Source organism: Paraburkholderia sp. BL6669N2, assembly GCF_003387275.1.
Taxonomy (GTDB): Bacteria; Pseudomonadota; Gammaproteobacteria; order Burkholderiales; family Burkholderiaceae; genus Paraburkholderia.
This window is the reverse complement of sequence record NZ_QUNA01000002.1, coordinates 580,862-594,302: the sequence shown is the minus strand read 5'-3', so window position 1 is coordinate 594,302 and position 13,441 is coordinate 580,862. Positions and strand designations below refer to the sequence as shown.

Sequence of the window (13,441 nt, the reverse complement as noted above, 5' to 3'; positions counted from 1 at the left end):
AGTCGCCGCGCTGAAGCTGGCTGCCTCAACACTGACTCATGTTGGGACGGCCGCCTTGGCATCCACGTAAAGCGCGTAGAGCGACTGGCCGGCGGCCATGAACAGGCGGTTGTGCGCAGCGCCGCCAAAGCACAGGTTCGCACAGCGTTCAGGCAGCGCGATGCGGCCGATGGCCTCGCCGTCCGGTGCGAACACCATCACGCCGTTCAACGTCGGTCCTGTACCCCAGCCGGCCCACAGGTTGCCGTCGGTGTCGCAGCGGAAGCCATCCGGCGCGCCGTGCTCGCCGCCGTCGACAAAGATGCGGCCGTTGACGAGGCGTCGGCCATCCTCGACGTCGTACGCCCGGATGCGTCTTGGCGTGGATCCGGACTCGACAATGTAGAGGCGGCTTTCATCCGGCGAAAAACAAAGGCCGTTCGGATTGGCGATGTCGCCAGCGACGATCTCTGCTTCGCCGGAGCGCGGCTCCAGGCGGTAGACCTGGGTTGGCAGTTCGGCCTCCCCCCTGACACCCCCGTAGTCACTCAGAATTCCAAAGGTCGGGTCAGTGAACCAGATGCTGTCGTCGCTCTTGACGACGACGTCATTGGGAGAGTTGAGCCGCTTGCCGTCGAAACGGTCCATGAGAATGGTCAGGGTGCCGTTGTACTCGGTGCGCGTCACCCGGCGGTTGCCATGCTCGCAGGTGATCAACCGCCCCTGGCGGTCACGCGTGTTGCCGTTGGCGAAACCGGACGGCCTGCGAAACACCGCAACCGCACCGGTTTCTTCATCCCATCGCATGATGCGGTTGTTCGGAATATCGCTCCATAGAAGGCAGCGGCCGTCGCCGAACCACACCGGCCCTTCACCAAAGCGCATTCCAGTCGCAAGGCGCTCCACGGCGGCATTGGTAATGCGGTATTTCAGAAAGCGCGGATCGAGGACCTCCACCGACGGATCGGGATAGGTTTCGCTCGGTCGCCACCTTGGAATCTCTGCCATCTCCTATCTTCCAGTTACGATTTGCGGGGCGGGCAAGTCAGTCGTTCTTCTGGATATACGCTGTGAACGCCTGCTCGTAGTCCGGATGCCAACGCGATAGCGCCGGGCGATTCTCTACAATGTCTCCCGCAGCCCAAAGGATGCGTCGCTCGTCGAGGGAGCGACGCACATCGTTGTCGGGGCACAGAATGTAGAAATCGCCGGCATCCAGTCGCTCGATCATGAAATCGACAGCCTGCTCGGGCGTCCAGGCAGCGGCCGGTTTCTCGGTACGACCTTGAGCGGCAAGCTCCGTAAACACAAAGCCAGGGATCAGCAAATGCGCGCTGATCCGGCAGCCCGGCGTATTGCGCAACTCATGCTGCAGTGCTTCGGTAAACGCCTTCAGGCCGGCCTTGGAGACGTTATAAGCCGGGTCGCCGGGCGGCGTCGTGATGCCCTGCTTCGAACCGGTGTTAATGACGAGGCCCGGGCGTCCGCGCGCGATCATCGCGGGCACGAAGGTCTGAGTGCCACGAATGACACCCCATAGGTTGACGTCGAGCACCCGCTCCCAGTTAGCGGCCGCTCCGAACATGACGCTACCCGGTTGAATCCCCGCATTGTTCATGAGGATATCCGTGCCGCCGAAGCGATCCCGAACCGCTGCTTCGAGGCGGACCAAGTCTTCGAGGCGGCTGACGTCCGTCTCGACGGCCAGTACATCCTTCGCGCCTTCAGCAGCCACGCTGGCAATCGCCTGCGTCGCATGCGCAAGGCGGTCCTCACCCAGATCCGCAATGCACACGCGAAGCCCGAGCTGCGCGAACCGCTTCGCCGCAGCGAGTCCAATGCCGGCAGCGCCGCCTGTCACGACGGCGACGGCTCCGGGAGTGAAAGTAAAGTGTGTCATCAATAGTCCTTTCTGATACGTTATGAAGTCAGCCCGACTGCCTTACGTCTGCACGCGCACCACCCACGCCGCGCAACGCCGAAGGCCTTCACGAAATTCATCCAGTACGCGGCACCCGTGGCCAAACGCGGCCGGAAAATTCATCACTCACTTCAGTCCATCGGGCAAAACGGCACCGGCGACAGGAACACCGATTCCTGATGGACGAGATACGGCAGAATGCGCGGCGTGAAAGCTTGCCAGCGTGGATCTGCTGCGAGTTTCGCGCGCTGCGCTGCCCGATGCGCATAGTCCTCGTAGCCCCAGCAGAATACGATCGAGTTCAACGTGCCTGAGTCCTTCGTCCAGCACCCCTCGAGCCGGGCGTACTGACTGATGATGCCGAGCCCTTCGCGCTCGTAGATGCCCAGGAACTCGCCTGTCTTTCCCGCCGCAATCTGATATGTACGCATTTCTACCAACATGATGCCCTCTGTTTCGATCGGTACTCTCTCGCAGCACACCGCCGTCAGACCGCGTGGTTTTCGACGTGCGCCTTTAGCGCGCTGAAGAACTCGTCGAGATTCTTGCTCGCGGCGGACTGAATCAGGCGCGACCCCACGCTCATCAGCTTCCCGCCTATCTCGACGTCAGCGTCGTACACCAGCACGGTCGTATTGCCTTGCGCTTCAAGTTTCAGGCGCGCAGTGACTTTGGCAAAGCCCAGCGCACCTGCACTGCCCATACCGGCAATCGTATAGGCCGTGGGCGGATCGAGATCCGACAATTCGACGTTGCTTTTGAAGGTCGCCGCGATCGGGCCGACGCGAATCTGCACGGTCGATTCGAAATGCAGGTCGTCGAGCCTGTTCAGCGCTTTGCAGCCAGGCAGGCATGCTTCGAGTACGACGGGATCGTTCAATGCACGCCATGCGGCTTCAGGGGGCACGGGCAGGATGGTTTGATCTGTCAGCTTCATCGCCGCCGCTCAGCGCTCGTAGAGTTTGAACAGCGCCTGCGTGCCGTTGCGCGCGCAGCCCCGCTCGGCCAACTCCTGGTACATGACGCGCACCAGTTCCAGACCCGGCAATTCACGTCCCATGCTCCGCGCTTCCTCGTGCGCAATCCGCATGTCCTTGATGAAATGCTCGATGAAGAAACCGGGTGCAAAATCGCCCTTAGCAATGCGCGGCCCCAGGTTGTTCAGCTGGAATCCACCCGCCGCGCCTCCGCCAATCGCGCTCAATACGGTGTCGGCGTCCAGCCCGGCGCTGTGCGCATAGGCGAGCCCTTCGCACACGCCCACCATTGTCGATGCAATGACGATCTGATTGCACAGCTTCGTGTGCTGACCCGCACCGGGGCCGCCTTGCAGGACGATGTTGGTACCGAGGCACCGCAACATCGGTTCCACGCGTGCGAGCACAGCGCTTGCGCCGCCGACCATGATCGACAGGCGCCCTTCGCGGGCACCCATGTCGCCACCCGATACCGGCGCATCCAGCATGTGCACCCCGCGCTCAGCGGCGTGCACGGCCAACTCTTCGGCCAGTTTTGGACTCGACGTCGTCATGTCGACCAGCACCGCATCGCGCCGCGCATGCGCGATCAGACCGTCGTCGTCCAGATATAGTGTGCGGACGTCCGCGGGTGTGCCGACAATCGTGAACACGACGTCCGATACTTCGGCGAGCGCCCGCGGGGTCGCTTGCCAGGTCGCGCCGGCCTCGATGAGCGGCTCAGCCTTCGCACGCGTACGGTTATAGACATGCAGCGGATAGCCGGCGGCGGCGAGCCGCGAGGCCATCGAGAAACCCATGATGCCAAGGCCGATAAAGCCAATCGCGGGTTTGCCTGTAGATTGATTCATGATTGTTGGTCCGTTCAGAGTTTGTCGCGCAGCAAGTCGCGCAATAGCATGGGAGTGAGTGGATGACGGTCGGCAACGACGCCAAATGGCGCAAGCGCATCATTGACCGCGTTGGTCAATGCGCCGATCGCTCCCATCACCCCGCCTTCGGCCATCCCCTTAATGCCGGCCGCCGTCGACTTGCCAGGCGTATGCAGCGGGATGATCTCGAAGTTGGGCAATTCAGTTGAAGTAGCAATCAGGTAGTCGGCGAGTGAGCCGGTCACGTTCTGTCCTGAGTCGTCGTAACGCATCTGCTCGAACAGCGCCCCCGACAGTCCCATCGCCACGGCGCCATGCTGCTGCCCTTCCACCACGGTCGGATTGAGCAGCGTGCCGCAGTCTTCGGCGACGACGTAACGCGCGATACGGATTGAGCCGGTCAAGACGTCCACCTCGATCTCGCATCCATGAGCCGCATTCGAATAGGTCATGGCCGGAGGGTCGTAAGTCAGGTGAAATTCAAGGCCCGGCGTCAAACTTTGCGGCAACGCAGTTGGATCCAGATATGCACGCCGCGCCACGTCGGCGAGCGTCAAACCTGTGTCGATCCACTTGTGCGCGCGACGACGCTCGATTCTCGCGTCGATCAGGCGTAGCGACTGCTCGTCCGGCAAACCAAGGCAACCGGCGGCGATCGCGAGCACCTTGCGGCGTGCGTCGAGTGCGCACAGGTAAAGCGCGCCTCCCCCCGCCGTGCCGCTGCGGGCGCCACGACTGCCCATACCGTATGGTGCGATATCAGTGTGGCCCATATGAATGCGCACGCTCGACGGCGGCACGCCCAGGCCCTCCGCCACCGCGTTGGCCATCGCGCTTTCGTAGCCCTGGCCGCTGGGCCCGAGACCGACCGACGCGTTCACCACCCCGCCTGGTTCGATACGGATCCAGCTTGCCTCGTGCCCCGAACCGGGAATCCCCGCGGCCTTATAGAAGCGCGAGCCGTACGTGGTCGGTTCCACCACGTTGCATAGGCCAAGCCCCAGGTAACGGCCAACTGCGCGCGCTGCCTGCTGGCGCTCGCGAAACCCCGCGTAGTCGAGCACCGACAGCAAGGCCTCGAACGTCTGGGTCGGCGTGATGTCGTCCAGACGTTCGCCGGTAGCAGTGAGGTACGGCAGCTCTGCCGGACTCAACAGGTTGCGCCGGCGTACCTCGACCGGGTCAAGTGCCAGTTCCCGCGCGATTGCATCCAGCGTTCCGTCCATCACCCAGCTGGTGATGGACATCGGCGCGCGCATCGGTGCATTGCCGCACTTGTGACTGAGCACGACCTTCACATCGAACGCGTAGTCCTGCAGCCGGTACGGTCCGCTCAGGATCATGGCAACGACGCGCGCCAGATAGTTGGCAGGAAAGAAGCAGTAGGCGCCAAAGTCTTCGCGGAGTTCGAGTTCGAGAGCGAGCAGCGTGCCGCGCTCATCGACCGCCGAGCGGGTGCGGCAGAAGTCCTCACGTGAATTGGCGGCGGCCGTCAGGTTCTCGAGGCGATCCTCACGCCAGCGCACGGGCCGTTTCAAATGGCGAGCCAGCGCAGCAACCGTCAACTCTTCGCGGTACAAGGCGATTTTCTGTCCGAACGCTCCACCGACATCGGGCGAAATCACGGTCACCTGAGACTCGTCGAGCTTGAGGCGCTGCGCCAGTTGAGTGCGCAAAGGATGTGGCACCTGCGTTCCAATATGGAACGTCAGGTGGTGCCGTCCAACGTCCCAGACCGCTGCACAGCCGCGGGTTTCGATCGGCACATGGGTCTGGCGCTGCTGCTGGAAGGTCGCTTCGACTATCCGGAAAGCCCGGCGGTTGGCGCGTTCAGGGTCGCCATGCACGTAGGTCTGGTGCGAGACCAGGTTGCCTGGCACGGCCGGGTCGACTTGCGCCGCGTTGGTCTCTAGCGCCTGCCACATGTCTGTCACCGCGGGCAGCGGTTCGAACTCGACGAGCACCTGCTCGGCAGCGTCTTCAGCGAGGTACCGGTCCGTCGCGACGACGCAAGCCACCAGATCGCCCTGAAAACGCACTGTGTCCACGGGCATCGTCGCAAATTCGACGGGCTTCAGTCCTTCGACGGGTGGTGCGACACGGAACGGCGTAGTCCACTGCGCGAGCTCCAGGCCCGTGATGACGGTTACAACGCCGGGCATTGCGGCGGCGCCATGAATATCGATGGAGACGATCCGCGCATGCGCGTGCGGCGAGCGAACGAAGCACACGAGAAGGGCACCGGGTATCTCGATGTCATCGAGATACCGGCCACAGCCGGTCAGCAGCCGATAGTCTTCGGTGCGAGGCGTCGCTCTGTTGAGGTAACGAAACGTCTGCTCAGACATCGACCGTCTCCGCGCGCATCCGCTCGGCCGCGAGCAGGATCGCCCGCACGATGTTCTGATATCCGGTACAGCGGCACAGATTGCCCGACAGCACCTCGCGCACCTCAGCCTCGGATGGCCACGGGTTCTCGCGCAGGTATGCCTCAAATGTCATGACGATGCCGGGCGTGCAGAAACCGCACTGCAGACCATGGCACTCATGCAGCGCGCGCTGGAGCGGCGACAGACGACCGTCTTGCGCTACCGCCTCGATGGTCGTGATCTGCGCTTCATCCATCTGCACGGCGTAAGCCAGACATGAGCGTGCCGGACGGCCATCGATCAACACGGTGCATGCGCCGCACACACCGTGCTCGCATCCGACATGCGTGCCCGTCAGCCGGCAATCTTCGCGCAGCACATCGGACAATAGCTTGCGAGGCTCGCAATGCACATCATGGCGCGCACCGTTCACACTCAGATAAATTGCTGTCTTTTCCATGAACGGCCTAATCGGGTTGCGTAACGCCAGCGGTTATCCGCTGCAATGCTCGAGCGATGAGCACCTTGACGAGATCGCGCCGATACGCGGCGTTAATGCCTGGCTGATCGTGCACCTCGACGGCGTTTGCGACTGTCTCGGCAATCCTGCCGACGCTCGGCGCATCGGCCGTTTCGCCGACGAATCCCGCAGCGAGGTCGTCAAACACCAGTGGCACATCTGCGACACCGCCTACGCCGATCCGCAACGAGGCGAACCTGCCGCCCGCAAGCACAGCGGTGACAGCGCAAGCCGCGATCGCGAAATCGCCGTGCCGTCGGCTAAATGCTTCGAAGGCATGCCGCTCGCCGGACAACGTCGTCGGAAAGCGCACCGTGCGAATGATTTCGTCAACCGCCAGATCGGTGGTCATCACCGCGATCAGAAACTGTGCCGCCGACACCTGCCGGCTGCCGGCCGGCCCGACAATCTCGACGCGTGCGCCTAGCGTGCTCGCAATGAGCGGTAATTGCGCCGCGGGGTCCGCATGCGCGAGACTGCCGCCGAGTGTCCCGCGCTGTCGGATGGCGTAATGTCCGATCGTCGCCGCCGCTTCAGCCAGTAGCGGGCAAGCAGCGCGTACTGTGTTGCTGGTGGCCAGCTCGTGATGGCGCGTCATTGCGCCGACCGCTAGCGTATCGGGTTCAAGCGTGACGCCCTTGAGTTGAGGCAGCGCATTCAGATCGACCAGGTGCGCCGGTTGGGCGAAGCGCATATTCATCATCGGCGCGAGGCTTTGTCCTCCGGCGATCAGCTTGGCGTCAAAACCGTGAAGAGCAAGAAGCGACAGCGCGTCGTCGAGCGTGCGCGGCCGGAAATACGAAAACGCAGTGGGTTTCATATGCCTCGCGCCCGCGGACTCAGGCCGCAATTCCGGGCGAAGACCGGCAACTCGCGACAGCCCCCGCCCGCCGATAACCGAGGCAATCGATGTCGGCCATTCCCAATTCGGTAGACGCTGCTCATGATTCGCTCCAGCCGCATGCGCGGCGCTGTTCACCCCGTGGGACAGCTACTGCTTCAGCCATCGCATTGGCAACGAGGATATCGCCGATAAATTAAATCGTCAATTGACGACTAATTTTCAATGAACAGGCTCGACGTCGATCCAGCATACAAGCTGGCGTATCTGTCTGTTTGTAAGGTAAATCACGATATGGCGTTTCTTACGGGCCGTTTGATCCGCGCCATGCCTGCCTTCATGCCCCTCCCTCGTTTAACGGGGTTTTCAATTACATCTTCACATGACGACTTATGATTTGATAGAGTACATCGTCCGCAAGCATGAACCGGTGTCGCCATGCTCCCGGTCTAGCCATGCACTATCTCAGTGCCATCGCGAAGCTAGCTTCATCTGTGACTGCCGGCGTCGGCAAATACCCGCGCCAGAGCGTTTGCGAGTCTGCCACTCAACCCGTATCGGTTCTCCGCTCATGTCTTTGTCAAGCCGTCAATCGGTCATCATCGCGTTGATCGTCGCCAGTGCCTATTTCATGGAGAACCTGGACGCTACGGTGATTGCGACAGCGCTGCCCCACATGGCCGCTACGTTCGGCGTCACGCCCGTGAGGTTGAGTATCGGCATGACCGCCTATCTGCTCGCGCTCGCGGTTTTCATCCCCATCAGCGGCTGGGTGGCGGATCGCTTTGGGCAACGCTCTGTGTTCGGTAGCGCCATCGTCGTGTTCACGGGCGCCTCGATACTTTGCGGACTCAGCAACGGTCTCGTCGAATTCACAGTCGCGCGGATCCTGCAGGGACTCGGCGGTGCAATGATGGTGCCGGTAGGCCGGCTCGCGGTGCTGCGCGGCACTGAGAAGCGTCACCTGATGCGCTCGATCGCCTACATTACCTGGCCCGGGTTGGCCGCACCGGTGCTGGGTCCAGCGTTGGGCGGCTTTATATCGACCTATTTCAGTTGGCGGTGGATCTTTTTGCTGAACGTACCGATCGGTCTGCTGGGTCTGGTGCTGACCGCGACCTTCATTCCGAACTACCGTGAATCCAGTCGCCGGCCGTTCGATGTGCCCGGATTCGTGCTCAGCGGAGTCGCGCTAACCTGCCTCATGTATGGCATGGAGCTCGTTGGGCAACCGTATGGCGACTGGCACATCACGGTCGCCGCCCTGACGGGTGGCGTGGTCGCCGCGGCCTTCGCGGTACGGCATTTCCGGCGTGCCGAACATCCGCTGATCGATCTTGCGCCGTGGCGAATCCCGACCTTTCGCGTGACCCTCGAAGGAGGTTCGTTGTATGTCGTCTCGGTCAGCGTTTTGCCCTTCCTGTTGCCGCTGTTCTTCCAACTCGGTTTCGGGCTGAACGCGTTCGCCGCCGGTTTGCTCGTGCTCGCTTACGCGGCCGGCAATCTGGCCATGAAGACCGTCACCACGCCCGTTCTCAAGTGCTTTGGTTTTCGCAAGGTAATGATCGTGAATGGGCTGCTCACTGCCGCAAGCATCGCCCTGTGCGCCCTACTCTCACCGGACACGCCACGCACGCTGATCATGCTGGTGCTGCTGATCGGTGGGCTATGCCGATCGATGCAGTTCACCAGCATCAACACGCTCGCATTCGCGGACGTGCCGCCGGCGCGGATGAGTTCGGCGAGCACGTTTTTCAGCATGGTCCAGCAGATGACCATCGGTCTAGGCATCGCATTCGGTGCGATCGCGCTGCATGCTGCAGTCCTGATACATGGCGGCCACGCGCAGCTTTCGCTCGCTGACTTCCGGGTCGCGTTTTTGCTTGTCGCCGTGTTGGTGCTGATCTCCGTGCTCTACTTTATCGGTATCGAACCCGATGCCGGTTGCGAGGTTAGCGGCCATACGCGGGCCGCATCGCAGTAGTGCGGAAATTGTATCGAGCGCATTGGTGGCTACCGGTCCAAATTAAACAGAGAGAGTACGTGCAGAATAATCCGGGTACGCCGTTGACGACTTCACAAGCCGCGTCGCCCCATGCGGCGCCAGGAGGGGGCAGCGAAGACCCTCGCAGCGCTTCGCAACAGGCGCTGATCCTCTCGGGCGTTTGTATCGCGGTGCTTGTGCTGCCACTGAATTTCGGCGGTGCAGCGGTGTCCGCGCCGACTATCGGCACCGCGCTGGGCGGTAGTCCGGTGGCAATCAACTGGATCCTGAACGCATTCATGCTGAGCTTCGGCAGCAGTCTGATGGTCGCGGGTGCGCTCGCGGATCTGCTCGGACGAAAGCGTGTGTTCGCCGTCGGGGTAGTGCTCTTTGCAGCCACATCACTCGGAATTTCCGCCGCGCCGAGCCTTGCGTGGGTCGACTTCCTGCGCGCGCTGCAGGGCATTTCGGCCGCGTTGGTGCTGGCCGGATCATCAGCAGCGCTCGCACAAGAGTTCGACGGGCATGGACGCGCTCGCGCGTTCAGCTTGCTCGGCACGACCTTTGGCGTGGGCCTGGCGTTGGGTCCGCTTCTCGCCGGGTTCCTTACGCAAACATTCGGCTGGCGATCGTTCTTCCTGGCAGATGCAGCAATCGGCTTGACGGGCTTCGCGCTCGGCGTCCCAAAGCTGAGGGAATCCTATGATCCGCACGCCAATGGTCTTGATTGGCCTGGCGCCATCAGCTTTACTGCGGCGCTTACATTGTTCACCTTCGGCCTGCTGCAGGGGCCGGAGAGCGGCTGGAGTAGTCCTCTCATCGTTGCACTGTTCGTGGGTGCCGCGGTCATGGCGATCGCCTTCGTCTGGATCGAAGGTCGTGTTACCCGGCCTATGCTCGATCTGTCGTTGTTTCGCTATCCGCGCTTCGTCGGTGTGCAGGTACTCCCGCTTGCGACCGCATTCTGCTATGTCACGTTGCTGCTAGTCTTGCCGACGCGATTCATCGGCATCGAAGGACATACTGCGACCGGCGCGGGCTTGATGATGGTTTCGCTTTCGGCGCCGATGCTGATCGTACCGCTCAGCGCTGCGCATCTCACACGCTGGATGTCGGCCGGTGTCATTTCAGCGATCGGTCTCGTCATCGCGGCCATCGGCATGCTCTGGTTCAGTGGTATCGGGCCTGATGCGTCAGCCGCTGTCATTGCGATTCCGCTGTTTGTGATCGGTGTGGGTGCGGGGCTGCCCTGGGGACTGATGGACGGCTTGTCGGTCAGCGTTGTTCCAAAGGAACGCGCCGGTATGGCGACGGGCATATTCAGTACGACGCGCGTGGCGGGCGAAGGCATGACCCTCGCGGTGGCTAGCGCGATATTGGCAGTGCTCACACGCTTGCGACTATCCGACGCACTCGCGGGATCTCCTGGCGCACCAGCTCATGCCGTCACCGAAGCCGCCCAGCGCGTGGCCACCGGTGATCTGACACATGCCGCGGCGCTTCTGCCCGCACTCGGGCAGCCTCTACTCGTGCATGCGTACGACGGCGCGTTCCGGGTACTGCTCCATATGCTGGCGGCCATCACGCTCGCCTCCGCGATCATGGTGCTTGGATTCCTTGGCCGCACACCATCTGCCGCGAGCCCGGACCGTGCCAACCCAGCGCTTTCAGGAGGCGAAGGAATCACCGACCGGTGAGACGCGCGCGGCGGCATCGAGCCGACGTTCCGGAACCACATCGGCGTCGCACTTTGATGATAGGGATGAGAGAGGTGACCGAATACGGACCGGCGCATTACCGAACCGATATCCAGACTCTTTGACAGCGCATTCACTTTGAATACGACAACGATGAATTGCCATTCATATCAATTCAGTCAATAGATTTTCCAATCTCAATAACAATTGGTAAAAACCGGCAAGGGGAATTTCGACCAATCAGATATAAATAACTTAAGATGCCTTACTAATTATGGCATTCGACTCGACCATGAATTTCAACAAGACAGTTTTTCTATTTTTGACGTTACGACGCATGCTTTGCGGGCGAGCGCGATGAGCCGGTCTCGCCTTGCGCAACCTTGCGCCGCACTCTAGCACGCTATTTATGGACTGTTTTCGAAGCAGCAGCAGCGTTCAGAATTTACTCAGCCCTCCTTCCTGGAGAGCCCGCAACGCGCTCTTTGTCATGCCGCTTACAGTAGTCCTTGCGAAACACATTGAGCTATACCACAGAATTTTATTTCGCGATTTCTTTCATTTTTATCAACTTCATTTAGTCCCTGAAAGAAATGCACCTCCTATTGCCGACATAGGGAAAATAGATTGGTTATATCAAAAGTTCGATCATAGGATGTGCTCGGTTTCCTCCTGAATTGGGATCGCAACGTGAAATTACTCAAGACACAAATCGCTACAAGCATTCTCTCCATCGCCTCGGCAATCGCCGCTGCACAACCGGTGTACGCAGAAGACATGACGCAGGATAGTGGCTCGCCGATCGGCGACAATCAGAACTCCCAGACCGCCGGTCCTGAAGGTCCGGTACTGCTGCAAGACTCGCATCTGATCGAGAAACTGCAGCGCTTCGACCGGGAGCGCATCCCGGAGCGCGTCGTCCATGCACGCGGCACGGGTATCTTTGGCGAGTTCGTGCCTACCGCTGATATCAGCGCGTTGACCACCGCCAGAGTGTTCACGCCCGGCACGAAGACTCCCGTCTTCGTGCGCTTCTCGACCGTCATGGGCTATCGCGGATCGCCTGAGCAGGCGCGCGACCCGCGCGGCTTCGCGGTGAAGTTCTATACGCAGCAAGGCAACTGGGACGTCGTCGGCATCAACTGGCCGCTCTTCTTCATCCGGGACGCGATCAAGTTCCCAGACTTCGTGCATGCGAACAAGCCGTCCGCCGTGACGGGCGTGCAGGATCCGAATCTGGCCTTCGACTTCTTCGCCCATACGCCGGAAGCGACCAACATGCTGACGCACCTCTACACCGACGAGGGAATGCCTGACTCATACCGTCACATGGATGGCTTCGGCGTGCACGCGTTCAAGTTCGTCAATGCCAAAGGCGAAGTTCACTACGTGAAGTTCCATTGGAAGAGCCGTCAGGGCATTGAGGGAATCCGCCCGCAGGATATTGCTCATTCGATCGGCGCCGACTGGAATCTGATGACCGACGACCTGTACAACTCGGTCAAAGCGCATTCGTATCCGCAATGGGATCTGTACATCCAGATCCTATCGCCGAAGGATCTGAACAAGTTCGACTTCGATCCGCTTGACGACACGAAGGTGTGGCCGTCGTCGATCCCTGAGCAGAAGGTCGGGACGATGACGCTCAACCGGGTTCCGGATAACTACTTCCAGTCCACCGAAGAATCGGCATTCGCGCCGTCCCGCCTCGTGCCGGGAATCGAGCCTTCCGAGGACCGGATGCTGCAGGGTCGTCTGTTCGCGTACGCCGACACGCAGATGTATCGCCTGGGACCCAACTACAACGACCTGCCGATCAACCGTCCTGCCGTGCCTGTGTATAACAATAATCAGGATGGCTTGATGAATTCCGGCGACCGCAAGGCTGAGGTGAACTACGAGCCATCCAGCATCGCGGAGATCTCGCAGCAGGCCAGGTACAAGTCCGTGCAGACGCCGCTCAGCGGAACGACGCAGCAAATGGCGATCCACAAGACGCTCGACTTCCGTCAGGCTGGCGAGTATTACCGGGCGCTGTCTGAAGCCAACAAGACGGATCTGGTCACGGCATTGTCGGGCGATCTGGGCCGTGTAACAAACGACGCGAACAAGTACACGATGCTGTCGTACTTCTACAAGGCTGACTCCGATTACGGTACCCGCCTCGCGCGCGCCACACACGCGGATCTCTCACGCGTGCAGGATATGGCGTCGCACCTTAGCGATAACTGAAGCCGGTAAGCAAGGCGCACGGGCCTGCGCAAGCAGGCCCGTGCGTTGC

11 protein-coding genes are annotated in these 13,441 nt (G+C 61.1%); 3 read left to right on the top strand and 8 right to left on the bottom strand.

Annotation, left to right across the window (positions count from 1 at the left end):
• Positions 1 to 36: 36 nt before the first annotated feature.
• From B0G80_RS25250 to B0G80_RS25215, 8 genes are all read right to left on the bottom strand, one after another.
• On the bottom strand, positions 37 to 987 hold the full coding sequence (locus B0G80_RS25250; protein WP_116120544.1) for an SMP-30/gluconolactonase/LRE family protein: 951 nt from the start codon (positions 985 to 987) through the stop codon (positions 37 to 39).
• Between the two features lie 37 nt (positions 988 to 1,024).
• The gene (locus B0G80_RS25245) at positions 1,025 to 1,879 is read right to left on the bottom strand and encodes an SDR family NAD(P)-dependent oxidoreductase (RefSeq protein WP_116120543.1); all 855 of its coding nucleotides are present in this window, start codon (positions 1,877 to 1,879) and stop codon (positions 1,025 to 1,027) included.
• 152 nt (positions 1,880 to 2,031) lie between these two features.
• Positions 2,032 to 2,343 carry an NIPSNAP family protein gene (locus B0G80_RS25240; protein ID WP_116120541.1) on the bottom strand — a complete coding sequence of 104 codons (312 nt, stop codon included), beginning with the start codon at positions 2,341 to 2,343 and terminating at the stop codon, positions 2,032 to 2,034.
• Between the two features lie 44 nt (positions 2,344 to 2,387).
• Positions 2,388 to 2,837 carry a CoxG family protein gene (locus B0G80_RS25235; protein WP_116120539.1) on the bottom strand — a complete coding sequence of 150 codons (450 nt, stop codon included), beginning with the start codon at positions 2,835 to 2,837 and terminating at the stop codon, positions 2,388 to 2,390.
• A 9-nt stretch (positions 2,838 to 2,846) separates the two neighbouring features.
• Positions 2,847 to 3,728 carry an NAD(P)-dependent oxidoreductase gene (locus B0G80_RS25230; RefSeq protein WP_116120538.1) on the bottom strand — a complete coding sequence of 294 codons (882 nt, stop codon included), beginning with the start codon at positions 3,726 to 3,728 and terminating at the stop codon, positions 2,847 to 2,849.
• A gap of 14 nt (positions 3,729 to 3,742) precedes the next feature.
• Positions 3,743 to 6,097 (bottom strand): xanthine dehydrogenase family protein molybdopterin-binding subunit, encoded by a 2,355-nt coding sequence (locus tag B0G80_RS25225; protein WP_116120537.1) that lies wholly within the window; start codon positions 6,095 to 6,097, stop codon positions 3,743 to 3,745.
• Positions 6,090 to 6,578: a (2Fe-2S)-binding protein gene (locus B0G80_RS25220; protein ID WP_116120535.1), complete on the bottom strand. Its 489-nt coding sequence runs from the start codon at positions 6,576 to 6,578 to the stop codon at positions 6,090 to 6,092. The genes B0G80_RS25225 and B0G80_RS25220 overlap by 8 nt, the downstream gene beginning before the upstream one ends.
• 7 nt (positions 6,579 to 6,585) lie before the next feature.
• Complete coding sequence (locus B0G80_RS25215; protein WP_116120533.1) at positions 6,586 to 7,458, bottom strand: xanthine dehydrogenase family protein subunit M; 873 nt, start codon at positions 7,456 to 7,458, stop codon at positions 6,586 to 6,588.
• Between the two features lie 592 nt (positions 7,459 to 8,050).
• On the opposite strand from B0G80_RS25215, the gene B0G80_RS25210 reads away from it, so the two are divergent.
• The 3 genes from B0G80_RS25210 (at position 8,051) to B0G80_RS25200 (ending at position 13,392) form a co-directional block, all read left to right on the top strand.
• On the top strand, positions 8,051 to 9,463 hold the full coding sequence (locus B0G80_RS25210) for an MFS transporter (protein ID WP_116120531.1): 1,413 nt from the start codon (positions 8,051 to 8,053) through the stop codon (positions 9,461 to 9,463).
• A 197-nt stretch (positions 9,464 to 9,660) separates the two neighbouring features.
• Entirely contained in the window at positions 9,661 to 11,160 is a 1,500-nt protein-coding gene (locus B0G80_RS25205) for an MFS transporter (protein WP_408969422.1), read from the top strand.
• 777 nt (positions 11,161 to 11,937) lie between these two features.
• Entirely contained in the window at positions 11,938 to 13,392 is a 1,455-nt protein-coding gene (locus B0G80_RS25200) for a catalase (protein WP_181920199.1), read from the top strand.
• The last annotated feature ends 49 nt before the right edge of the window (positions 13,393 to 13,441 follow it).

Coding starts and splice junctions, on each gene's coding strand:
- B0G80_RS25240 (WP_116120541.1), bottom strand. CDS start 2,343: ATGTTGGTAGAAATGCGTACATATCAGATTGCGGCGGGAAAGACAGGC.
- B0G80_RS25245 (WP_116120543.1), bottom strand. CDS start 1,879: ATGACACACTTTACTTTCACTCCCGGAGCCGTCGCCGTCGTGACAGGC.
- B0G80_RS25215 (WP_116120533.1), bottom strand. CDS start 7,458: ATGAAACCCACTGCGTTTTCGTATTTCCGGCCGCGCACGCTCGACGAC.
- B0G80_RS25235 (WP_116120539.1), bottom strand. CDS start 2,837: ATGAAGCTGACAGATCAAACCATCCTGCCCGTGCCCCCTGAAGCCGCA.
- B0G80_RS25210 (WP_116120531.1), top strand. CDS start 8,051: ATGTCTTTGTCAAGCCGTCAATCGGTCATCATCGCGTTGATCGTCGCC.
- B0G80_RS25220 (WP_116120535.1), bottom strand. CDS start 6,578: ATGGAAAAGACAGCAATTTATCTGAGTGTGAACGGTGCGCGCCATGAT.
- B0G80_RS25230 (WP_116120538.1), bottom strand. CDS start 3,728: ATGAATCAATCTACAGGCAAACCCGCGATTGGCTTTATCGGCCTTGGC.
- B0G80_RS25200 (WP_181920199.1), top strand. CDS start 11,938: ATGACGCAGGATAGTGGCTCGCCGATCGGCGACAATCAGAACTCCCAG.
- B0G80_RS25250 (WP_116120544.1), bottom strand. CDS start 987: ATGGCAGAGATTCCAAGGTGGCGACCGAGCGAAACCTATCCCGATCCG.
- B0G80_RS25225 (WP_116120537.1), bottom strand. CDS start 6,097: ATGTCTGAGCAGACGTTTCGTTACCTCAACAGAGCGACGCCTCGCACC.